This is a genomic window from Agrococcus carbonis, from assembly GCF_900104705.1.
In the GTDB taxonomy this organism is placed as follows: Bacteria; Actinomycetota; Actinomycetes; order Actinomycetales; family Microbacteriaceae; genus Agrococcus; species Agrococcus carbonis.
Map to the genome: position 1 here is coordinate 772,923 of NZ_LT629734.1, position 20,956 is coordinate 793,878.

18 protein-coding genes are annotated in these 20,956 nt (G+C 74.9%); 7 read left to right on the forward strand and 11 right to left on the reverse strand.

The window, feature by feature from the left end; translation table 11 throughout:
- Positions 1 to 9: 9 nt before the first annotated feature.
- The 3 genes from BLT67_RS03785 to BLT67_RS03795 form a co-directional block, all read right to left on the reverse strand.
- Positions 10 to 1,551, reverse strand: coding sequence for an APC family permease (locus BLT67_RS03785; protein ID WP_092665786.1), 1,542 nt, complete (start codon positions 1,549 to 1,551; stop codon positions 10 to 12).
- A gap of 31 nt (positions 1,552 to 1,582) precedes the next feature.
- Positions 1,583 to 2,941, reverse strand: a complete 1,359-nt coding sequence (locus BLT67_RS03790; protein WP_092665787.1) for a flavin monoamine oxidase family protein — start codon at positions 2,939 to 2,941, stop codon at positions 1,583 to 1,585.
- 73 nt (positions 2,942 to 3,014) lie between these two features.
- The gene (locus tag BLT67_RS03795; protein WP_092665788.1) at positions 3,015 to 3,638 is read right to left on the reverse strand and encodes a TetR/AcrR family transcriptional regulator; all 624 of its coding nucleotides are present in this window, start codon (positions 3,636 to 3,638) and stop codon (positions 3,015 to 3,017) included.
- An 86-nt stretch (positions 3,639 to 3,724) separates the two neighbouring features.
- Here BLT67_RS03795 and BLT67_RS03800 point away from each other — a divergent pair, with 86 nt between their 5' ends.
- Positions 3,725 to 4,750: an agmatine deiminase family protein gene (locus tag BLT67_RS03800; protein WP_092665789.1), complete on the forward strand. Its 1,026-nt coding sequence runs from the start codon at positions 3,725 to 3,727 to the stop codon at positions 4,748 to 4,750.
- Entirely contained in the window at positions 4,747 to 6,666 is a 1,920-nt protein-coding gene (locus BLT67_RS03805) for an amidase (protein WP_092665790.1), read from the forward strand. The genes BLT67_RS03800 and BLT67_RS03805 overlap by 4 nt, the downstream gene beginning before the upstream one ends.
- A gap of 33 nt (positions 6,667 to 6,699) precedes the next feature.
- On the opposite strand, the gene BLT67_RS03810 is transcribed toward BLT67_RS03805, so the two are convergent.
- From BLT67_RS03810 to BLT67_RS03820, 3 genes are read right to left on the reverse strand one after another with little or no spacing between them, the layout of a single operon-like run.
- Positions 6,700 to 7,407 (reverse strand): alpha/beta fold hydrolase, encoded by a 708-nt coding sequence (locus BLT67_RS03810; protein WP_092665791.1) that lies wholly within the window; start codon positions 7,405 to 7,407, stop codon positions 6,700 to 6,702.
- A gap of 10 nt (positions 7,408 to 7,417) precedes the next feature.
- Positions 7,418 to 8,335, reverse strand: a complete 918-nt coding sequence (locus BLT67_RS03815; protein ID WP_197674431.1) for an alpha/beta hydrolase — start codon at positions 8,333 to 8,335, stop codon at positions 7,418 to 7,420.
- Positions 8,336 to 8,375: 40 nt separating this feature from the next.
- Complete coding sequence (locus BLT67_RS03820) at positions 8,376 to 9,899, reverse strand: MFS transporter (RefSeq protein ID WP_092665792.1); 1,524 nt, start codon at positions 9,897 to 9,899, stop codon at positions 8,376 to 8,378.
- A 66-nt stretch (positions 9,900 to 9,965) separates the two neighbouring features.
- Between BLT67_RS03820 and BLT67_RS13790 the strand changes: the two genes are divergently transcribed.
- Positions 9,966 to 10,499, forward strand: coding sequence for a TetR/AcrR family transcriptional regulator (locus BLT67_RS13790; protein ID WP_157674146.1), 534 nt, complete (start codon positions 9,966 to 9,968; stop codon positions 10,497 to 10,499).
- Positions 10,500 to 11,226: 727 nt separating this feature from the next.
- Here BLT67_RS13790 and serA read toward each other — a convergent pair.
- A complete protein-coding gene (gene serA / locus BLT67_RS03830; protein ID WP_092665794.1) occupies positions 11,227 to 12,819 on the reverse strand; it encodes a phosphoglycerate dehydrogenase in 1,593 nt (530 codons plus the stop codon).
- A 149-nt stretch (positions 12,820 to 12,968) separates the two neighbouring features.
- On the opposite strand from serA, the gene BLT67_RS03835 reads away from it, so the two are divergent.
- Positions 12,969 to 13,364 carry a DoxX family membrane protein gene (locus tag BLT67_RS03835; protein ID WP_092665795.1) on the forward strand — a complete coding sequence of 132 codons (396 nt, stop codon included), beginning with the start codon at positions 12,969 to 12,971 and terminating at the stop codon, positions 13,362 to 13,364.
- Positions 13,365 to 13,402: 38 nt separating this feature from the next.
- Here the strand turns inward: BLT67_RS03835 and BLT67_RS03840 are convergent, their stop codons facing one another.
- Positions 13,403 to 13,795 (reverse strand): hypothetical protein, encoded by a 393-nt coding sequence (locus tag BLT67_RS03840; protein ID WP_092665796.1) that lies wholly within the window; start codon positions 13,793 to 13,795, stop codon positions 13,403 to 13,405.
- A complete protein-coding gene (locus tag BLT67_RS03845) occupies positions 13,792 to 14,190 on the reverse strand; it encodes a hypothetical protein (RefSeq protein ID WP_092665797.1) in 399 nt (132 codons plus the stop codon). The genes BLT67_RS03840 and BLT67_RS03845 overlap by 4 nt, the downstream gene beginning before the upstream one ends.
- Before the next feature lie 116 nt (positions 14,191 to 14,306).
- On the opposite strand from BLT67_RS03845, the gene BLT67_RS03850 reads away from it, so the two are divergent.
- Genes BLT67_RS03850 through BLT67_RS03860 form a run of 3 tightly spaced genes read left to right on the forward strand, consistent with a single transcriptional unit; the run spans position 14,307 to position 17,967 of the window.
- Positions 14,307 to 15,359 carry an extracellular solute-binding protein gene (locus tag BLT67_RS03850; protein WP_092665798.1) on the forward strand — a complete coding sequence of 351 codons (1,053 nt, stop codon included), beginning with the start codon at positions 14,307 to 14,309 and terminating at the stop codon, positions 15,357 to 15,359.
- Between the two features lie 50 nt (positions 15,360 to 15,409).
- Positions 15,410 to 16,936, forward strand: a complete 1,527-nt coding sequence (locus BLT67_RS03855) for an ABC transporter permease (protein WP_157674148.1) — start codon at positions 15,410 to 15,412, stop codon at positions 16,934 to 16,936.
- A complete protein-coding gene (locus tag BLT67_RS03860; protein ID WP_092665800.1) occupies positions 16,933 to 17,967 on the forward strand; it encodes an ABC transporter ATP-binding protein in 1,035 nt (344 codons plus the stop codon). Before BLT67_RS03855 ends, BLT67_RS03860 begins: the two co-directional genes overlap by 4 nt.
- Positions 17,968 to 18,000: 33 nt before the next feature.
- Here the strand turns inward: BLT67_RS03860 and BLT67_RS03865 are convergent, their stop codons facing one another.
- Together BLT67_RS03865 and BLT67_RS03870 are read right to left on the reverse strand one after the other, a co-directional pair.
- Positions 18,001 to 18,990 (reverse strand): DUF2332 domain-containing protein, encoded by a 990-nt coding sequence (locus BLT67_RS03865; RefSeq protein WP_157674150.1) that lies wholly within the window; start codon positions 18,988 to 18,990, stop codon positions 18,001 to 18,003.
- 340 nt (positions 18,991 to 19,330) lie between these two features.
- Positions 19,331 to 20,857, reverse strand: a complete 1,527-nt coding sequence (locus BLT67_RS03870) for an FAD-dependent oxidoreductase (RefSeq protein WP_092665802.1) — start codon at positions 20,855 to 20,857, stop codon at positions 19,331 to 19,333.
- Positions 20,858 to 20,956: the final 99 nt, after the last annotated feature.

The following is a 20,956-nucleotide window of genomic DNA, read 5'->3' on the forward strand; positions in this document are numbered from 1 at the left end:
CAGTCGCGGCTACCGCACGAAGTGCGCGGCGGTGTCGAGCCCGCCCTTGTTGACGCCCTTGGGCAGCACCTCGCCGCGGAAGAACGCCGGCTCGCGGACGCGCATCACGAGCATGAGCACGAGGCCGAGCACCAGCATCCCGACACCCAGGATGCCGACGAGGCCGACGCCGCCGATCTCGGAGCCCGAGCCGTACTCCGGGTCGAAGCTGTCGATGAGCGTCTGCACGAACAGCGCCACGAGCACCACGCCGCCGACGAGCGGCGCGATGCACTGCGTGAAGGCGGTCTTCGCGCTGCCGAACGCGGTCTTGCGGAAGTACCAGACGGCGCTGAGCGCCGTGAGGCCGTAGTAGAAGCAGACCATCATGCCGAGCGCCGTGATGGTGTCCCACAGCACGTTCTCGCTCACGAACCGCATCACCGCGTAGAAGGTGCTCGCGACGAGCGCCGAGACGATCGTGCCGAACACGGGCGTGAGGAAGCGCGGGTGCACCGACGCGAAGCGCTTCGGCACGGCGCGGTAGTGGCCCATCGCGAGCAGCGTGCGGGCGGGCGAGATGGCGGTCGACTGCAGCGAGGCCGCCGACGACGACAGCACCGCGAGCGAGATCAGCCAGCCGAGGGGCCCCATGATCGGGTTCGACAGGTGGAAGAGCACGTTGTCCTGGATGTCGGGGTTGCCCATGCCGAGCCCGGTGTCGCCGTTGCCGGCGAACGACAGCAGCGCGATCGCGAGCAGCAGGTAGAGGCCGAGCACGACGACGATCGTGATGGCGGCGGCCCGGGCTGGCGTGCGCTTCGGATCCTTCGCCTCCTCGTTCATCGTGAGCACGACGTCCCAGCCCCAGAAGATGAAGATCGACAGCGACAGGCCCGCGACGACCGCGCTGAGCGACGGCGCGTCGAAGACGTTGAACCAGGATGCGTCGATCGGCGTGTGGTCGAGCGCGTCGCCGCCGTTGGCGCGGAAGAGCGCGACGGCGCCGAAGCCGACGAGCACGAGCACCTGGAAGCCGACGAGGAACGCCTGCACGCGCTGCGCGGTCGTGATGTCGCGGCACGAGACCCAGGTCGCGAGCGCCATGAACGCGAGGCACGTGGCGACGTTGATGAACGGATCCGCCGCGAGCTCGGCGATGCTCGCATCGCCCGTGATCTGGGCGATGAGCAGGTAGAGGAAGTCGACCGCGATGCCCGCGAGGTTCGACAGCACGAGCACGGTCGCGATGACGAGCCCCCAGCCCGTCATCCAGCCGAGGTACGGCCCGAACGCGCGGGTGCCCCACGTGAACGACGTGCCCGCGTCGGGGATCGCCTTGTTGAGCTCGCGGTAGCCGAAGGCGACGAGCAGCATCGGGATGAAGCCGATGATGATGATCGCCGGCACCTGCAGGCCCACGGCGCTGACGGTCGGCCCGATCGCCGCGGTGAAGGTGTAGGCGGGCGCGATCGTCGAGACGCCGATCACGACGGCGCCGAGCACCGTGACGGTGCCCTTCGAGAGACCCTTCGGCGAGATGCCGGTATCCGGGTCGATGGTGGTGGTCATCGTTGACTCCTGGTTGAGAGGGTGCGCCGGGCTAGGCGCGGAGCTGCTCGAGCACTTCGTCGGCAGCGGCCCAGCCGCGGCGGATCGCGCCGTCGACGTGCTGGTAGCCGGCAGCGGCGATGTCGCTGCAGGCCCAGTGGATGGCGCCCTCGGGCTGCGTCTGCAGGGCGCCGTAGCGGGAGAGCCCGCCGAGGTCGAAGCTCGCGGCGTAGGCGCCGCGCGTCCACTCCTCCGAGCCCCAGTCCGAGAGGTAGAACACGCGCGGCTCGAGCGCCTTCGGCCCGAAGTAGCGCGCGAGCCCCTCGAGGATCTGCTGCCGCTGGGCCTCCTCGCCGAGGCCGAACGACGCATCCGCCGCGAGGTCGGAGACGAAGCCGACGAGCGTGCCGCGAGGGTCGTCGTGGTTCGTGTTGTCGTAGACCTCGGTGATGGTCTCGAAGGGGGCGAAGACCGTGCCCGAGAGGCCGTCCTCGCGCCAGAACGGCGTGTCGTAGACGGCGTGCACCTTGATGACGAGGCCGAGCGAGACGTGCTGGTGCGCCTGGTGGCGCATGCGCGGCAGCGGCGGCTGGAAGTCGATGCGGCTGTAGAGGTTGGGGGGCACCGCGACGACGGCGCGCTTCGCGCGCACTTCGATGCCGCCGTCGGCGTAGGCGACCACGCCGTCGTCGCCGCGCTCGAGCCGGCGCACGGGCGCGTTCAGGCGCACGGCGTCGCCGAGCTCGGCCGCGAGCCGCTCGGAGACCTGCTGCATGCCGCCGACCACGCGGCGGTCGAGGATGAACCCCTCGTCGACGAGGTGCTCGAAGCCGCCGGCGGATGCGGCCATGAGCAGGGCCTGGAGCAGGCTGATCGAGTGGGCCGGCTTCGTGAGCATCGCCTCGGCGACGTAGAGCGAGACGACGTCGGTCGCGGTCTCGTCGTCGGACTGGCGGCGCAGCCACTCGCGCCAGGAGATGGCGTCGTACTCCGCCGCGCGCGGGTGCGCCCACGGCTCGTCCGCGCCGACCTCGAGGCTCATGCCGTGCAGGAGGGCGACGAGGCGCTCGATCTCCGCCTCGGTCTCGGGCCCGGCGGGGAAGATCTCGCCGGTGTAGCGGTGCGCGACGCCGTCGCGGTCGACGTAGAGGCTCTCGCCGTCGCGGTAGCGCGGGTAGGTCTCGAGGCCGAGCTCCTCGAGCGTCTGCAGCAGGGCCGTCTGGTCGGGCGAGACCCACTGGCCGCCGATCTCGAGCATCGCGCCGTCGATCTCGCGCGTCCAGGTGCGGCCGCCGACGCGGTCGCGCGCCTCGAGCACCCGCACGCTCACCCCGGCTCGTGCCAGTCGCGTCGCGGCGCTGAGGCCCGCGGCCCCGGCGCCGATGATGACTACGTCGCAGGTCTCCGCCATGGTGCGCTCCCTCGCCTCCCGACGGCCGAGCGCCGTCGCTGGCGAAGAGTGTCGCACACTATTGGGCAGTCGATCAATAACCGCGTGCGCGCAGCTCCTCGGCGGGGATGCGCAAGAGCCCCGCGACCGTGCGCACGACCGTGCCGAGGGTCTCGCGCTCGTAGCCGGCCCAGACCGCGGCCTGCGCGCTCAGGCCGTCCGTGGCACCCACGACGAAGCGCGCGAGCGCGAGCGGATCGGGGGCGTGGAGCGCGCCGGCGCGGTGGCCGCGCTCGAGCACCTCGCCGACGAACGCCTCCCACGCGCGCGCCTCGCCGGTGAGCACGGCTGCGAGGTCGTCGCTGCGGCGCGAGAGGCTCCAGCCGTCGACCCAGACGAGCGCGACGTCGCGCCGGTAGTCGCCGATCAGCTCGCGCAGCAGCACGAGCACCCGATCGACGTCGCCGGAGACCGCATCGACGGCGGCGCGCACCTGCTCGAGCTCCTCCCTCGCGATGTCGCGGAAGATCTCGGCCACGAGCAGGTCCATGCGGTCGACGTAGTGCGTGATGAGCCCGGGCGCGATGCCCACCTGCTCGGCCACGGCGCGCTGCGTGACCGCGCTCAGCCCGCTCTCGAGCGCGATCGTCCGCGCCGCCGTCCGGATCTCGTCCCGCCGCACTGCGGGGGTCTTCCGGGTGCGCCTGCCTGCGGTCATTGCATCCTCACGCCCCCCACAGTATTGTCTCGACCGCACGCTGTATTGATCATGCGATCAATAAACGACGACGAAGTGGAGCGGCCGTGAGCTGGAGGATGCCGGCAGAGGGCGACGAGCACGAGCGGCTGTGGATGGCGTTCCCGCACGGCGAGAACGCCGGCGGCGACGCCGGCGAGGTCGCCGCTGCGCACGAGGCATGGGCTGCGGTCGCCAACGCCGCGAGCGAGTTCGAGCCGGTCACGATGGTCGTCGACCCCGCCGAGCGCGACGCCGCGCGGCGGCTGCTCTCGAGCGCCGTCGACGTGGTCGAGGCGCCCCTCGACGACGCGTGGATGCGCGACATCGGTCCGTCGTTCGTCCTCGACGAGCACGGCCGACTCGGCGCCGTCGACTGGATCTTCAACGGCTGGGGCGCCCAGGACTGGGCGAGCTGGGAGCACGACGCGAAGATCGGCGCCCTCGTCGCCGAGCTCGCCGGCGCCGAGCTGATCCCGTCGCCGCTCGTGAACGAGGGCGGCGCGATCCACGTCGACGGCGAGGGCACGGTGCTGCTCACCGAGACGGTGCAGCGCGACCCGCACCGCAACCCCGGCATCGGCCGGGAGGCCGTCGAGGCCGAGCTCGAGCGCACGATCGGTGCGACGCATCCGATCTGGCTGCCGCGCGGGCTCACGCGCGACTACGAGCGCTACGGCACCCGCGGCCACGTCGACATCGTCGCGACGCTCGTCGGTGAGGGCCGCGTGCTCGTGCACGCGCAGGGCGACCCCGCGCATCCGGACCACGCCGTCTCGCGCGAGGCGATGCGCGTGCTCGGCGAGGCGACGGATGCCGCCGGCCGCCGCCTCGAGGTGCTGCCGCTGCCCGCACCTGCGACGCTCCGCGACGACGAGGGCTGGGTCGACTGGTCGTACGTCAACCACGTGCTCGTGAACGGCGGCATCATCGCGTGCGGCTTCGACGAGCCCGCCGCCGACGCGGCCGCGCGCGAGGCGCTCGAGGCCGCCTACCCCGGCCGCCGCGCCGTGACCGTCGACGCGCGCGAGCTCTACGCTCGCGGCGGCGGGATCCACTGCATCACGCAGCAGCAGCCGAAGGCCCGCGCGTGAGCGACGACCGCGTCTTCGAGGCGAGCGCCGCCGCGCTGCGCGCCGCGCTCGACGCGGGCGAGACGACCGCGGTCGAGCTCGCCGCCCGCACGCTCGCGCGAGTCGGTCGCTACGACGTCGCGGGCCCGAGGCTCAACGCGGTGCCCGTGCTCTCCCCCGCCGTCTTCGACGACGCGGCGGCCGCCGACGCGCGCATCCGCGCCGGCCGGCCCGCGAGCCCGCTCGACGGCATCCCGTACACCGCGAAGGAGAGCTACTCGGTGCGCGGCATGACGGTCGCGGCCGGCAGCCCGGCGTTCGAGCACCTCGTCGCGGGCGAGGACGCATTCGCGATCGAGCGGATGCGCGAGGCGGGCGCCGTGCTCATCGGGCTCACGACCATGCCGCCGATGGCCAACGGCGGCATGCAGCGGGGCGTCCGCGGGCGCGCCGAGAGCCCGTACAACGGGGCATTCCTCACGAGCGCGTTCGGCTCCGGCTCGTCGAACGGCTCGGGCTCGGCGACCGGCGCCTCGATCGGCGTGATCGGGCTCGGCGAGGAGACCTGGTCGTCGGGGCGGGCGCCGGCGAGCTGCAACGCGCTCGTCGCCTACACCCCCTCCCGCGGCGTCATCTCGATGCGCGGCAGCTGGCCGCTCGTGCCGACGATGGACGTCGTCGTGCCGCACGCGCGCTCGATGGCCGACCTGCTCGCTGCGCTCGACGCGCTCGTCGCGCCGGACGCCCGCACCGACGGCGACTTCTGGCGCGAGCAGCCCTGGCTGCCGATCCCGCCGGTCGACGACGTGCGACCGACGAGCTACGCCGCGCTCGAACCCGCGCCGCTCGCGGGACTCACGCTCGCCGTGCCGCGCATGTACATCGGCGCCGACCCCGGCATCCGCACCCCGATCGCGACTCGTGAGAGCGTGCTCGCTCTGTGGCGGCAGATGGCCGACGACCTGCGCGCGGCGGGCGCCACCGTGATCGAGACCGACCTGCCGCCCGTGTCGCACTACGAGGGCGACCGCGACGGCGCGCCCGAGATCGTCAGCCGGGGCATCGTGCCGCCGAGGTTCCTGCGCAGCGAGCTCGTCGAGCTGACGGTGTGGGGCTGGGACGGCTTCCTGCGCCGCAACGGCGACGCCGCGCTCGCGCGGCTCGCCGACGTCGACGGCGAGCGCATCTTCCCGCACCCGCCGGGGGCCCTCACCGACCGCTACGACGCGCGGCCGCCGGCGCTCGAGCTCGCCGCCGAGGTCGACCTCGCCGCGCTGCCGGACGAGCCCGTGCTGCCGCTCGAGGAGATCCCGGCGATGGCCGAGGGGCTCGCGGGGCTCGAGCGCACGCGGGAGCTCGACTGGGATCAGTGGCTCGACGCGCACGGCATCGACGCGGTCGTCATGCCGACGCTCGCCGACGTAGGCCCGGCCGACGCCGACGTCGAGCCGGCGGCAGCCGCGCTCGCGTGGCGCAACGGCACGTGGGTCGCGAACGGCAACCTCGTCTGGCGGCACTTCGGCATCCCCACCGTGACCGTGCCGATGGGCACGATGGCCGACATCGGCATGCCGGTCGGCCTCACGATCGCCGGGCGACCCTACGAGGACGAGCGGATGCTGCGGCTCGGGCTCGCGATCGAGGCGCTGCGGCCGCGGCGCACCGAGCCGCCGCGCACGCCCGCGCTCCCCGCGACCGCGTGGACGCCGCTCGCCGGCGCGCCCGAGGCGCGCGTGTCGCTCGCCGCCGAGCGGGTCGGCGACGAGGTCGTCGTGCGCGGGCGGGCGACGGGCGACGCGATCGCGGTGTGGATCGACGGCGAGCAGGTCGACGTCGAGGTCGAGGCGGATGCGTTCACCGCGCGCGGGCGGGGCACGCTCGCGGTCGCGCTCGTGCGCGCCGCTCGCGGCGACGCGGGGGCGTTCGCGCTCGCCTGAGCGCTCGCCCGGCGCATCGGCCAGCTGCAGGGATCAGCTGTGGGCGGCCGCGTCGATCGCGGCGGCGAGCTCGGCCGGCTTCGACCACATCGGCCAGTGGCCCGTGGGCAGGTCGACCATGGTGAGCGCGCGGTGCTCGAGCACGCCGGCGAGGAACGCCGCGCCCTGCTCGGCGTAGGCGCGGTACTCGTCCGCCGAGTAGGCGGTGCAGAGGATGGTCGCCGGCACGTCGCGCCGGCGATCGTCGGTGAGCGCCACGGCGTCCCGGACGGTGGCGCCCGGCTGCGGCACCGCGCGGCGACGGAACTCGGCGAGCTGCGCATCGGTGAGGTCGCGCATCGAGCCGGCCTCGAGCTCGTCGTCCCAGTTGGCCTCGAGCGGCAGCGCGTCGCCCTGGAAGGACGCGTCCATCGCGAAGCCGTCGACGACGGGCGCGGTGTCGACCCACACCGTGCGCGCGACGCGGTCGACGTGGCGATCGAGGGCGGCGGTCGCCGGGATCGCTCCGCCGGAGTGCGCGACGAGCACGACCTGCCCCTCGCCGCCCATCGCGGCCTCGACGGCGCCGACCTGCTGCTCGAGCGTCACCGCCGCGGGGTCGTCGCCGGGCTCGAGTCCCGGCAGGGTGAGCGCCTCGACGTCGTGGCCGACCTCGCGCAGCCGCGCGGCCACATCGTCCCAGGCCCACGCGCCGAGCCAGAAGCCGGGGACGAGGATGATGCGTGCGGTGTCGGTCGTCATGCGGGCGACGCTAGCGGCGGCCGCCGACATCCGCCATCACCGACCCGACCTCGTCGAGCAGGTCGCCGAGGCCCGGCTCCTCGACCGGGAAGTGCCCGCAGCCGCGCAGCGGCACGAGCCGGCTCGGCGCGCGCAGGCGGCGCAGCACTCGCGCGCTGAGCTCCATGGGCGTCCAGCTGTCGTGGTCGGGGTGCACGAGCGAGACGGGCACCGTCGCGGTGCGCGGCCCGGTGTGGCGGTAGGCGAGGTAGGAGGCGAGGAACCCCAGCGGCACCCGCGCACCGCCGCCGCGCGGGTCGGCCGCGCACTGGCGCGAGAGCGCGGCGCTGCGGCTCATCCGCCGCAGGTCGGCGACCGCCGACATCGGGATGCGCAGCCGCGCGAGCCGCCCCCGGACGGCCGGCAGCAGCAGCGGCGCGAGCGCGGCGAGCGGGCCGAAGCGGGTCATCCGCGCCCGAGCGCGGGCATCCCGCGGATCGAGCAGGCACGTCGCGAGCACCGCGTCGACACCTGAGGTGCGGCCCGCGACCTCGAGCACGAGCATGCCGCCGATGCTCGCGCCGAGCAGCACGAGCGGCCGGGGATCCCGCTCGCGCTCGGCGGCGACGAGGTCGACGAGCAGCGCGACCCAGTCGTCGTACCGCACGCCCGCGGGGTCGTGGGTGCGCGTGCCGCCGTAGAGCGGCAGGTCGACCGCCAGCACCTCGAGGCCGCGGCCGTGCAGCAGCGAGGCGATCGGCCAGAGCGCGCCGCTGTGCGCTCCGGCGCCGTGCACGACGAGCAGCCGCGCGGGCGAGGCGGGCGCGAGCGCCTCGGCGATGCACACGTCGTGCCGGCGCCACGCCCAGCGACGCTCGGTCGGCTCGTGGCGCGCCGCGGCGCGACGACCGGCGGGCAGGTGCTGGGCGTAGTCGGATGCGGCGCTCACGAGCCGACCGTAGCGACCCCAGGTGTCGGCAGGCCGGGCGTCAGTCGCCCGTGCCGCGCAGCGTGCGCCACGCGGTGACCATCGCGAGCAGCATGAGGAGCGCGCCCGCGATGCTCGTGGCGATCACGCCGTGGTCGAACGCGGTGCGCGCCGCCTCGACGAGCCGCTCGCCCGCGGCGCCCGCGCCCTCACCGACCGCGACCGCGCCGCCCAGGGTCTCGCGTGCCGCATCCGCCATCGCCGCGTCGGTGCCCGCGGGCACCACGAGTGTCGCGCGGTAGACGGCGGTGAGCATGCCGCCGAGGAGCGTCGTGCCGAGCACCGCGCCGAACTCGTACGCGGTCTCCGACAGGGCGGATGCGGCGCCGGCCTTTGCCGGGGGCACGGCGGTGAGCACGAGGTCGTTCGAGATCGCCTCGGCCGCGCCGATGCCGAGGCCCAGCAGCGCGAACGCGGTCGCGATGCCCGCGACAGAGACGTCCTCGCCGAGCGCCGCGAGCATCCCGTACGCGGCGAGCGAGGCGCCGAGGCCCACGACGACCGCGATGCCCGGGTCGACGCGGCGCACGACGCGCACGACGAGCAGGCCCGAGGCGATCATGACGAGCACGCCCGGCACGAGCACGAGCGCGGCGTCGAGCACCTCCATGCCCTCGACGAGCTGCAGGTGCTGCGTGACGAAGAACAGGAACCCCGTGAGCGCGATGACGCTCAGCAGGTTCACGAGCAGCGCTCCGCCGAACTGCGGCACCCGGAACAGGCCGACGTCGAGCATCGGCGCCGCGACCCGGCGCATCCGCCGCACGAAGAGCCACCCGGCCACGGCGGCGACCGCGACGAGCGCGACGCCGAGCGGGTCGAGGCCGTGCGAGGCGAGCTCCTTGACGCCCGCGGCGAGGCCGCCCAGCGCGAGCATCGAGAGCAGGATGCCCACGGGGTCGATCGGACCGGGGGCCGGATCGCGGGACTCGTCGACGAGCAGCGGCCCGAGGACGAGCAGCGGCACGAGCACCGGCACGGCGATCAGGAAGATCGAGCCCCAGTGGAAGTGCGCGAGCAGCACGCCGCCGACGATCGGCCCGGCGGCCGAGCCGACCGAGAACGCGGTCGCCCAGATCGCGACCGCGAGCCGCCGCTGGCGGCGGTCGAGGAAGATCGTGCGCAGCAGCGCGAGGGTCGCGGGCATGAGGGTCGCGCCGAAGAGGCCGATGGCGGCGCGCGCCGCGATGAGCAGCTCAGCGGTGGGTGCGAAGGCCGCGAGCGCGGATGCCGCGGCGAAGCCGGTCGCGCCGATGAGCAGCAGGCGCCGACGGCCGACGCGGTCGCCGAGGTTGCCCATCGCGACGAGCAGGGTCGCGAGCACGAGCGAGTACGCGTCGACGATCCAGAGCTGCTGGCTCGCGGTCGGCTGCAGCGAGCGCGCGATCTCGGGCAGCGCGAAGTTGAGCGCGGTGATGTCGATCGAGACGAGGAGCACCGGGAGCATCAGCACCGCGAGCGCGCCCCACGCGCGCGCTCCTGCCCTCTGGGGTGCGGCCGCGTCGATCCGGGTGTCGTGCGTCATCTCGGTGTCCTCTCCGAGCGATTACTGTACCGTCTGGACGGTTTGCTAGCAATGTACGATCGGAGCATGGGCAAGGCAGCCAGCACTCGAGAGCGCATCCTCGACGCGTTCGAGTCGATCGTGCTCGAGCTCGGCGAGCGCGCGGCGACGCTCGCGGCGACCGCCGAGGCGGCGGGCGTCTCGAAGGGCGGGCTGCTCTACCACTTCGGCTCGAAGGCGGCTCTCGTCGACGGGCTCGCCGAGCGGCTCGAGCGCTTCGGGCAGGAGGAGGAGGAGCGCCTCTCCCCCATGCCGGATGCCGTCGCGGTCTTCCTGCGCGAGTCCGTCGCCGCCGAGCACCCGATCGACCGCACGATCGTCGCGCTGCTGCGGCTCGGCCAGATCGAGGAGCACGAGGCGGCGCGCGACGCGCTGCTGCGGCTCGACGAGCACTACCTCGCGGCGCTCGAGGCGAGCCTCGGGGATCGCGACCTCGCGCTGCTCGTCGTGCGGCTGAGCGACGGCATCTACCTGCGCTCGGCGCTCGGCGGCACCGGCTCGCTGCAGAGCGACTCGGTCGAGCGGGTCATCGAGCGGCTCGGCGAGCTGCTGCGGCCGTAGCGGCACGCGCCCCGCTGGTCGAGTAGCCGGCGCAGCCGGCGTACCGAGACCAAGAGCCGCTCGCCGGGGCGGTCTCGTGACGCGAGCGCCTGCGGCGCGCGCTCCTCGACCGGCGAGGGGACGGCAACCCGCTTGTCGAGTAGCCGGCGCAGCCGGCGCGACCCGCTGGTCGAGTAGCCGGCGCAGCCGGCGTATCGAGACCAAGAACCGCTCGCCGCGAGGGTCTCGTGACGCGAGCGCCTGCGGCGCGCGCTCCTCGACCGACGAGGGAACGGCAACCCGCTGGTCGAGTAGCCGCCGCAGCCGGCGCGACCCGCTGGTCGAGCAGCGGGCGCAGCCCGCGTATCGAGACCAAGAGCCGCTCGCCGGGGCGGTCTCGTGACGCGAGCGCCTGCCGCGCGCGCTCCTCGACCGACGAGGGGACGGCAACCCGCTGGTCGAGCAGCCGGCGCAGCCCGCGTATCGAGACCGAGAGCCGCTCGCCGGGGCGGTCTCGTGACGCGAGCGCCTTCGGCGCGCGCTCCTCGACCGACGAGGGGACGGCAATCCGCTGGTCGAGTAGCCGGCGCAGCCGGCGTATCGAGACCGAGAACCGCTCGCCGCGAGGGTCTCGTGACGCGAGCGCCTGCGGCGCGCGCTCCTCGACCGACGAGGGGACGCCGTGCGGCGCGCGCTCCTCGACCGTCGAGGGGACGCCGTGCGGCGCGCGCTCCTCGACCGGCGGGGCCTACAGCTCGCGGATCTCGATCTGCCGGATCGCCGTCGCCTCGATCGCGGTGCCGAGCTGCTCGATGAGCTCCTCGGGCGCGGCCTGGTCGATCGTGACGATCGAGAGCGCCTCGCCGCCGGCCTCCGTGCGCGCGATCTGCATGCCGGCGATGTTGATGCCGGCGTCGCCGAACGCGGCGCCGTACGCCGCGACGACGCCCGGCCGGTCGACGTACTGCATCACGACGAAGTGCTCGGCCATCGGCACCTCGACCGACTGGCCGTTGACGCCGACGATCTTCTCGATCTGCTTCGGGCCCGTCAGCGTGCCCTCGACGGTGACGCGGCGGCCGTCGCTGCATGCGACGACGATCTCGATGACGTTGCGGTACTCGTCGCTGCGCTCGTCGGCCGAGAGGTCGCTCGTGACGCCGCGCGACTCGGCGAGCACCGGCGCGTTCACGAACGTCACCTGCTCGCTCACGATCGACGAGAAGAAGCCCTTGAGCGCGGCGAGGCGCAGCACCTTGACGTCGTAGGCGGCGAGCTCGCCGTGCACCGCGACGTCGACCGCCTCGACGGGGCCGGCCGCGAGGCCGGCGGCGAACTGGCCGAGGCGCTCCGCGAGCGGGATGCCGGGGCGCACGTACTCGTCGATGACGCCGCCCGCGACGTTCACCGCATCCGGCACCAGGTCGCCCGCGAGGGCGAGGCGCACCGACTTGGCGACGGCGATGCCGGCCTTCTCCTGCGCCTCGTCGGTCGAGGCGCCGAGGTGCGGCGTGACCTGGATGTTGGGGGCCGAGGTGAGCGCGTCGTCGGTCGGCGGCTCGGTGACGAACACGTCGATGCCGGCGCCCGCGATCGTGCCCGCGCGCAGCGCCGCGGCGAGCGCGGCCTCGTCGATGATGCCCCCGCGCGAGGCGTTGACGATGCGCAGCGTCGGCTTCGCGAGCGCGAGCTGCTCCTCGCCGATGAGGCCGACGGTCTCGGGCGTGCGCGGGATGTGGATCGTGATGAAGTCGCTCTCGGCCATGAGCTCGTCGAGCGTGCGCAGCTCGACGCCGAGCTGGGCCGCGCGCGCAGGGCTCACGAACGGGTCGTACGCGATGAGCTTCGTGCCGAACGCCGCGAGCCGCTCGGCGACGAGCACGCCGATGCGGCCGAGGCCGACGATGCCGACGGTCTTCTCGTAGAGCTCGACGCCCGTGTACGCCGAGCGCTTCCACTCGCCCGCCTTGAGCGACGCATCCGCCGCCGGGATGTGGCGCGCGAGGCCCAGCAGGTGCGCGATCGCGAGCTCGGCCGCCGAGACGATGTTCGACGTCGGCGCGTTCACGACCATGACGCCCGCCTTGGTCGCCGCCGGGATCTCGACGTTGTCGAGGCCGACGCCGGCGCGCGCGATGACGCGAAGGTTGGGGGCGTGCGCGATCGCCTCGGCGTCGACCTTCGTGGCGCTGCGCACGAGCACTGCGGATGCGTCGGCGAGCGCCGCGAAGAGCGCGGGCCGGTCGGTGCCGTCGACGTGGCGCACGTCGAAGTCGGGGCCGAGGGCATCGACGGTGGCGGCCGAGAGCTCCTCGGCGATCAGGACGACGGGCTTGGACATGCGGGGCTCCTTGAGTGCTGCGGAATCGCAAGTGGGGTCGGGGAGCACGTCGTCGTGCCTCGGGGCCAGCCTACCGGCGGGCATGTGCGCGTGCCGCGCCCCGGCCGGCACGGACGGGCCCGCTCGGCGGATGCGGGAGAATGGAGGCGATGGACGCCTTCGCAATCGCGCAGCTCGTGCTGCGCATCCTCCTCGCCGTGCTCTTCATCGGGATGGGCGCCGCGCACTTCGTGCCGCGCGCGCGCCGCACGATGGGGGCGATGATCCCCGCCGGGTTCGCGGGCCGCGAGCGCCGCTGGGCGCCGATGCTCGTCACGGCGACCGGCGTCGTCGAGATCCTCGGCGGCCTCGGCCTCCTCGCCCCCTGGTGGGGCGTGCGCTTCGCCGCCGGCCTCGTGCTCATCGCCGTGCTCGTCGCCGTCTTCCCCGCGAACGCCGAGGCCGCCCGCGACCCGAAGCGCTTCGGCGCCGTCGCGGTGCCGATCGTGCCGCGGGCGATCGGCCAGATCGTGCTCGGGCTGCTCATCCTCGTCGCGGTGATCTGACGCGCGGGCTCCGCGCCGGTCGCCCGGCGCGCGATGCGTCAGCCGCCGAGCGCGGCGAGCGTGATCTGGCCCGCGAGCTGCTCGGCGAGCAGGCTCAGCTGGGCGCTGACGCCGAGCGCGACCAGGAGCACGCCGGCCTTCGGCACCAGCCGCATCCGTCGCCCGATGGCGAGCGCGCCGGCGAACAGCAGCGGGGGCGCCGCGACCGCCGCGACGAGCAGCCACCACGGGATCTGCGACTCGATGCCGAGGTAGAGCATCGGCAGCTGCTGCAGGTTGATGATCGCCTCGTAGGTGTCGAAGCCGAACAGGATCGCGAACAGCAGCGCGACGATCCAGCTGTCGCCGGGGCGCTCCTCACGTGGCTCGCGCGCGACGGCGGCCTGGTCCGCGGCGTCCTGGGGCACGTCGCCCCGCTCGTCGGCGCTCACGCCACGACCCCTGCCACGAGCGGCCACGGCGCGGTCACGAGGATGCCCGCGAGCCACCAGGTCGCGCGGCGGCGCGAGGGAGCCACGCGGTCGACGACGAACCACCACATCAGCGGCGTCAGCATCGCGAGCAGCTCGCCCAGCTGGTAGAGCGCGAGGCCGATGAGGCTCGGCTGCTGCACGGGGTTGGCGACGATGATGACGACCCACCCGGCGGTGGCGGCGAGCGCGAGCACGAAGGCGAGCCAGCCGAGCGGGCCGCGGGGGCGCGACTCGCGCACGACCGGGGCGGATGCGGCGGGCGCGGGCGCGCGGTCGTCCTGCGCGTCGTCGGGGGTCGCGCGATCGAGCTCGTCGTCGCCCTCCCAGCGGAGGGCGTCCTCGTCGCGGCTCATCGCTGCAAGCCTACCGGCGACCGCGGAGCGCGAGCGTCGAGCACGCGACTTAGGATAGCCTTACCTGCCGAACCCGGGCGCTGGCCCGATCGGATCCCACACCCCTGGAGTCGCTCTTGCACCGTCCCTTCTCGCGCGCCGCTGCGCCCGCCGCAGCCGTCGCCCTCGCAGTCCTGCTCGCCGGATGCACCTCGGCCGCGCCCGAGACCTCCGAGACGGAGGGCGCGAGCAGCGCTGCCGACGGCACCTTCACGCTCTACGCCGGGCGCAGCGAAGACCTCGTCGAGCCGCTCATCGCCGCCTTCGAGGAGGAATCGGGGATCGACGTCGAGGTGCGCTACGCCTCCTCGACCGAGCTCGAGGCGCTGCTGCTCGAGGAGGGCGACCGCAGCCCCGCCGACGTGTTCTGGTCGCAGGACGCCGGGAGCCTCGGCGCGGTCTCGGCCGCCGGCATGTTCGCGCCGCTGCCGGAGGAGATCACCGGCCTCGTCCCCGCCGAGTTCACCTCGTCCGACGGCAGCTGGGTCGGCGTCACGGGGCGCGCGCGCGTCATCGCCTACGACAGCGAGGACGTCGACGCGAGCGAGGTGCCCACCGAGATCGCAGCGCTGACCGACCCCGCCTACGCGGGCCGCGTCGCGTTCGCGCCCGGCAACGCGTCGTTCCAGTCGTTCGTCACCGCGATGCGCGTGCTCGAGGGTGAGGAAGCGGCGGACGCGTGGGTCGCCGCGATGGCGGACAACGAGCCGATCCTCACCGAGTCGAACGGCCAGACGCTCGACCTGGTGCAGTCCGGCGAGGCCGACTTCGGCCTCATCAACCACTACTACTGGTTCGAGGACGCGAACGAGCTCGGCGCCGAGGACATGCGCGCGCAGCTGCAGTTCCTGCCCGGTGATCCCGGCGGCATCGTCAACGTCACGGGCGCGGGCCTGCTCGCGGGCGCCGCGGGCGACGAGGATGCGCTGGCGTTCATCGAGCACCTCGTCTCCCCCGAGGCGCAGGAGTACTTCGTCACCGAGACCTTCGAGTACCCGCTCGTCGACGGCGTCGAGGCCGCCCCGGAGCTGCCCGCGATCGACTCGCTCGCCATCGAGGGCCTCGACCTGGCCGACCTCGCCTCGCTCGCCGAGACGCAGGCGATGCTCGCCGAGCACGGCCTCCTCTAGTGCTGAGCGCGCCCGCACGCGCGCGTCGCCCCCTCGCGGGCGGCGCGCGCGTGCTGGCGCTGCTCGGCGCCGGCTCCGTCGCGCTGCTGGCGGCGCCGGTCGTCTACCTCGTCGTCCGTGCATTCGGCGCGGACCCGCTCGCCTCGCTCCCGCTCGTCGTGCGACCCCGCACCGGCGAGCTGCTGCTGACGAGCCTCGCCCTCGCCCTGCTCGTCGCCGTCGCGGTCGGCGCACTCGGCACGCTGCAGGCGCTGCTGCTCGCGCGCCTGCGACTGCCCGCCTCGCGCGCCCTCCTCGCGCTCGCGGCGCTGCCGCTCGCCATGCCGTCGTACGTCGCGGCCTTCGGCTGGCTCGGCCTCGTGCCCTCGATGCAGGGCTTCTGGGCGGCGTGGCTGCAGCTGACGATCGTGTCCACCCCCTACGTGACGCTGCCGGTCCACGCGGCGCTCCGCTCCGCCCCCGCCGGCCTCGAGATCGCGGCGCGCTCGCTCGGGCGAGGACCGCTCGCCGCGCTGCGGCAGGTGACCTGGCCGATCGTGCGCCCCGCGGCGACCGCCGGCGCGCTGCTCGCCGGGCTCTACGCGCTCGCCGACTTCGGCGTCGTCTCGCTCATGCGGGTCGAGACGCTCTCCACCGGCATCGCCCGAGCGATGGGCGCGGGCTTCGACCGCTCCTACGCTGCGCTGCTCGGCCTCGTGCTCGTCGCCGCCGCGATCGCGCTCGTGCTGCTCGAGCAGCGCGTGCGCCGCGCGGTCCCCGCGGCGCGGGTGCGCTCGGCCGCACCGCCGCGGATCGACGTCGGCCGCTGGACGCCGGTCGCCGTCGCCGCAGTGCTCACGACGCCGATCGTCGCGATCGGCGTGCCCGTCGCGACGCTCGTCACGCGCGCGCTCGAGGCCCAGTCGGTGCGGACGCTCGAGTGGGCCGAGCTGCTGCAGGCGGCGGGCACCTCGGTCTCCCTCGCGATCGCGGCCGGCATACTCGCCACCGTGCTCGCCGCACCGATCGCGCTGCTCGCCGCGCGACATCCGTCCCCCGTCAGTCGCGCGCTCGAGGGAGCCGCGACGATCGCGCACGCGCTCCCGGGCATCGTCGTCGGGCTCTCGCTCGTGTTCCTCTCGCTCGCGCTCGTGCCGTGGGCCTACCAGACCGTCGGCGTGCTCATCGCGGCCTACGCGCTCCTCGCCGCCCCGCGCGCGGTCGGCGGGGTGCGCGCCGCGCTCGAGCGGGTGCCCATGCGCTACGAGCACCTCGCCCGATCGCTCGGGCGCCGGCGCGCGGCCGCCTTCTCGAGCACCACGGGTCGCATCGCCGCAGGCGGCGTCGGGGTCGCGGCGCTGCTCGCCGCGGTCGCCGCGCTCAAGGAGCTGCCCGCGACGCTGCTGCTGCGACCCACCGGTGTCGACACGCTCGCCACCGCGCTCTGGGCGCGCACCGATGTCTCGGAGTACGGGGCGGCAGCGCCCTTCGCGCTCGCGCTCATCGCGTGCGCCGCAGTGCCCGCGATGCTCGTGCTCGTGACCTCCGTGCAGCGGGACCAGGATGCCGACCTCGGCGGTCGGAGCGCGGCACCGTGAGCGGGCTCCGAGTCTCCGAGGCCACCATCGGCCACCCCGGCGACAGCGATGTCGTGCACGGGGTGTCGCTGGACGTGCCGCTCGGCGGCGTCGACGCGGTGCTGGGTGCCTCCGGCTCGGGCAAGTCGACCCTGCTGCTCGCGATCGCCGGCCTGCTGCCGCTGCGCTCCGGCGAGATCGCCGTCGGCGGCGAGGTGGTCTCGAGCCGCCGCCGCACCGTGCCCCCCGAGCGCCGCGGCGTCGGCTGGGTGCCGCAGGACGCATCCCTCTTCCCGCACCTGAGCGTCGCGCAGAACATCGCCTTCGGGCTGCCGCGCGGGCAGCGCGATCCCCGCGGGGAGCGCGTGCGGTCGATGCTCGAGCTCGTCGAGCTGACCGGCTTCGGCGACCGCTCCCCCGCCGATCTCTCGGGCGGGCAGGCACAGCGGGTGGCCCTCGCCCGGGCGCTCGCGCCGGCACCCGGCATCGTGCTGCTCGACGAGCCGTTCTCGGCGCTCGACGCCTCGCTGCGGGTGGGCCTCCGGCGCCAGATCGGCCGCATCCTGCGCGACGCCGGCGCCACCGCGCTCCTCGTGACGCACGACCAGGAGGAGGCGTTCGCCTTCGCCGACCGCGTCTCGGTGCTGCGCGACGGGCGGCTCGAGCAGACCGGCACCGCCGAGGAGCTCTTCGCCCGGCCTCGCTCGGCGTGGCTCGCGACCTTCCTCGGAGAGTCGACGCTCGTGCCTGCCCGCCGCGAGGGCGACGCGTGGGCGACGCCGTTCGGGCGCGTGCCCGCGGCGCCCGGCGCCACGGATGCCGAGCGCGCGCTCCTCGTCGTGCGGCCGGAGCAGCTGAAGCCCTACGCGGCGGGCACGCCGATCACCGTCGACGACGTCGAGTACTCGGGTCACGACCGGCTGCTGCTCGCCTCGGTCGACGGCGTGCCGGGCACCGTGCTGATGCGGATGCCCTCGGCCGTCGCGATCGAGCGCGGCGCGGTGATGCCCGTGCGCATCGACGGCATCCCGCACGCGGTGCCGCTGCCGTGAGACGAGGCCGCCCACCGGAGTGCGCCGCGCTCGCTACCGCGGGATGTCGTCGAGCCAGGTGATCGCGCCGCCGTGCGGGTCGGTGATCGCGAGCGGCTCCGCGTCGCGGCGCAGCACGAAGCCGCCCGGCGACGCCCACGGCGCGGGCGGTCCGATCTCGAGCGTCGCCCCCTCGTTGGCGACCCACGTGACCGGCAGCTGGGCCATGAGGTCGGCGAACCCCGCGCGCTCGAAGGCCGACACGTAGGCGAGCACCGCCGAGTGCCACACCACCACGGTGGGCGCGTGCCGGGCGGCCTCCTCGACGATCGCGCGGGTGTCGACGCTGAGGTCGCCGCGGCGCACGTGCGCGCGCTCGCGCCGGGCGATCGCGATCGCGGTGCGCACCCGGTCGACGCGGGCGCCGTCGATGCCACCCGACGCATCCGGCCACACGAGCGCCTCGAGCCACGCTCGCGTGTCGGGGTCGTCGGGATCGAGCGGCTGCAGGTCGATGCCGCCGCGCCACGCGACCTCCGGCAGCCGCTCGGGCAGGGGCGTCGACGGCGAGGCGTCGGTCTCGAGCAGCGGCAGGCCGGCGTCGCCGACGTACTTGCCGGCGCCGAATCGGTAGCGCCAGCGATCCGGGTAGAGGCACAGCCCCGCCGACGCGCCCACCTCGACGAGCGCGATCGGCCCCTCGAGGTGCGCGATCGCGGGCAGCAGGGTCGCCATGCGGCGCGCCTCGTTGGTCTGCGTCATGCGCGCGAGCATCGTCGAGCGGATGCGGGGCCACGCCGCGTGCACCGCGTCGCGCACCGCGCTCCACGGCTGCAGCGGCACGCCCTCGAAGCGAGCGGCGGCGAACAGCAGGTTGGGCTGGCGCTTGACCGGCTCGAGCTCGGCGATCGCCGCGCACAGCGCCTGATCGGCGGCGACGCCGCGCGCCCACTCGGCGTAGCGCGGCGAGCGCTCCTCGGCCTCGACGCGCGCCCATCGCAGATAGGCGTCGCACACCTTCGTGTCGTCGGTCGCGCTCTCCACCCGCCCACCCTGCCACGACGTGGGACGCCCCGCAGGTCGAGGCGGCCGCGATGCCGGCGGGACGCGCACCCCGCAGGCCGAGGAGGCCGCGATGCCGGCGGGACGCGCGCCCCGCAGGTCGAGGAGGCCGCGATGTCGTCGGGCGCGCACCCCGCAGGTCGAGGAGGCCGCGACCGGAGGTCGCAGCCGTCTCGAGACCGGAGCCGGCCGCGGGGACTCCGGTCTCGTGACGCGTGCCGGCTTCGCCGGCGCGCTCCTCGACCTGCGGCTGGGTGCCGGCTTCGCCGGCGCGCTCCTCGACCTGCGGCTGGGTGCCGGCTCCGCCGGCGCGCTCCTCGACCTACGGCTGTATGCCGGCTCCGCCGGCGCGCTCGTCCACCGAGCGCGGCAGCGCGCGCAACGGGCACGCGGCCGGACCCTCCAAGCGGGTGCCGTCGGGCGCGAACCGGGAGCCGTGCGCCGTGCAGTCCCAGGAGCGCTCCTGCGCGTTCCACGCCACGAGCGCCCCGACGTGCGGGCAATGCGCCGAGACCTCGCGCGTGCGGCCGTCGACCGTCGACGTCGCCACGAGCCGCGCGCCCCGGCGGCCGAGGCTGCCCTGCCCCTCGCCCGGTGGCGGCGTCGGCGACAGGGCTGCGCGCGCGGTGCGAGCCTGCGCGGCGGCGACCGCTCCGAGGCTGCCGACCAGGCTGCCCGCCGCGGCCGGCGTCGTGCCCCGTCGGCGGAGCGCCCGCGCCCAGTCGGGCTCGGCGCCGCCGAGCCTGCCCGCGATCGCGAGCGCGCTCATCGCGCCACCCGTCATCCCCCATTTGTCGAAGCCGGTCGCGAGCAGCACGCGGCCGCGGCTCCCGGGCCGGGCGCCGATCCACGGCAGCCGGTCGGGTGTGCGGTAGTCCTGCGCGCTCCACGCGTGCGTCCGCGCGGCGTCGGGCCAGTGCCGCAGCACCCAGCGGTCGAGCTCGGCGACGAGCTGCCGCGGGTCCCGGTGACGGCCCACGACGTGCCCCACGCCGCCGGCGATGAGCAGCGGGGTGCCGTCGGCCGCGGTCGCGGTGCGCAGCGAGCGCGTCGGCGCGTCGACGCCGAGCGCCATCGGCAGCACTGCGGCCGCCTCCGCAGTGAGGCTGCGCACGCGGTACGCGGCGGCGTACGAGCGATGCGCCTCGAGGAGCACCGAGGTGCCGCGCGCGGGCACGGGCGCGCCCGTCGCGAGCACGGCGGAACCGGCCCGCCATGCCCCCGCATCCGTCTCGACCTCGACGCCGCTCCCCGCGCGGCGGACGTGCCGCACGCTCGCGTGCATGATCGCGCCGCCGTGGGCGCGCAGGTGCGCGGCGAGCGCGGCGAGCGTCGCGAGCGGGTGCAGCTGCGCCTGATCGGGCAGCTCGAGCGCCGCGGCCGTCGGGAACGGCAGGTGCTCCGCTCCGCCCTCGCGCACCGGCAGGCCCAGCTCGCGCGCGACCTCGAGCTCGCGCTCGAGCGACGCGGCGCCCTCGTCACCCGATGCGAACGAGACGGCGCTGCGCGGCTCGGCCGGCGCGCCGAGGCGCTCGAGCAGGCCCAGCAGCCACGCCTGGCCGGCGAGCGATCCGTCGACGAACGCCTGCGTCGCGGCACCGCCGGCGAGCCGCCGGATGCGGTGCAGGCGGTCGCTCTGCAGCAGGCTCAGCTTCGCGGTCGTGCCGCCGGTCGCGACAGCTCCGGGCACGCGCGCCTCGAGCACCACGACGGTCGCGCCCTGCTCGGCCAGCAGCGCCGCCGTCGCGAGGCCGGTGAGGCCGGCACCGACGACGACGGCATCCGGGCGCCGCGGCGAGGACTCGTCGAAGCCGATCGTGGGAGCGGTGGCCTGCCAGAGCGACGTCATGTCCCCCACTCAACGCGAGCGGGCGGGCACGCACAAGGGCGGGGACCTGTGAAGGTCCCCGCCCTTGCGCGATGGGTCTCGTGACGCGAGCGCCTGCGG

Excerpts from the sequence above, each read along its gene's own strand:
- BLT67_RS03785 (WP_092665786.1), bottom strand. The coding sequence starts at position 1,551 with ATGACCACCACCATCGACCCGGATACCGGCATCTCGCCGAAGGGTCTC.
- BLT67_RS03790 (WP_092665787.1), bottom strand. The coding sequence starts at position 2,941 with ATGGCGGAGACCTGCGACGTAGTCATCATCGGCGCCGGGGCCGCGGGC.
- BLT67_RS03795 (WP_092665788.1), bottom strand. The coding sequence starts at position 3,638 with ATGACCGCAGGCAGGCGCACCCGGAAGACCCCCGCAGTGCGGCGGGAC.
- BLT67_RS03810 (WP_092665791.1), bottom strand. The coding sequence starts at position 7,407 with ATGACGACCGACACCGCACGCATCATCCTCGTCCCCGGCTTCTGGCTC.
- BLT67_RS03820 (WP_092665792.1), bottom strand. The coding sequence starts at position 9,899 with ATGACGCACGACACCCGGATCGACGCGGCCGCACCCCAGAGGGCAGGA.
- BLT67_RS13790 (WP_157674146.1), top strand. The coding sequence starts at position 9,966 with ATGGGCAAGGCAGCCAGCACTCGAGAGCGCATCCTCGACGCGTTCGAG.
- serA (WP_092665794.1), bottom strand. The coding sequence starts at position 12,819 with ATGTCCAAGCCCGTCGTCCTGATCGCCGAGGAGCTCTCGGCCGCCACC.
- BLT67_RS03835 (WP_092665795.1), top strand. The coding sequence starts at position 12,969 with ATGGACGCCTTCGCAATCGCGCAGCTCGTGCTGCGCATCCTCCTCGCC.
- BLT67_RS03845 (WP_092665797.1), bottom strand. The coding sequence starts at position 14,190 with ATGAGCCGCGACGAGGACGCCCTCCGCTGGGAGGGCGACGACGAGCTC.
- BLT67_RS03870 (WP_092665802.1), bottom strand. The coding sequence starts at position 20,857 with ATGACGTCGCTCTGGCAGGCCACCGCTCCCACGATCGGCTTCGACGAG.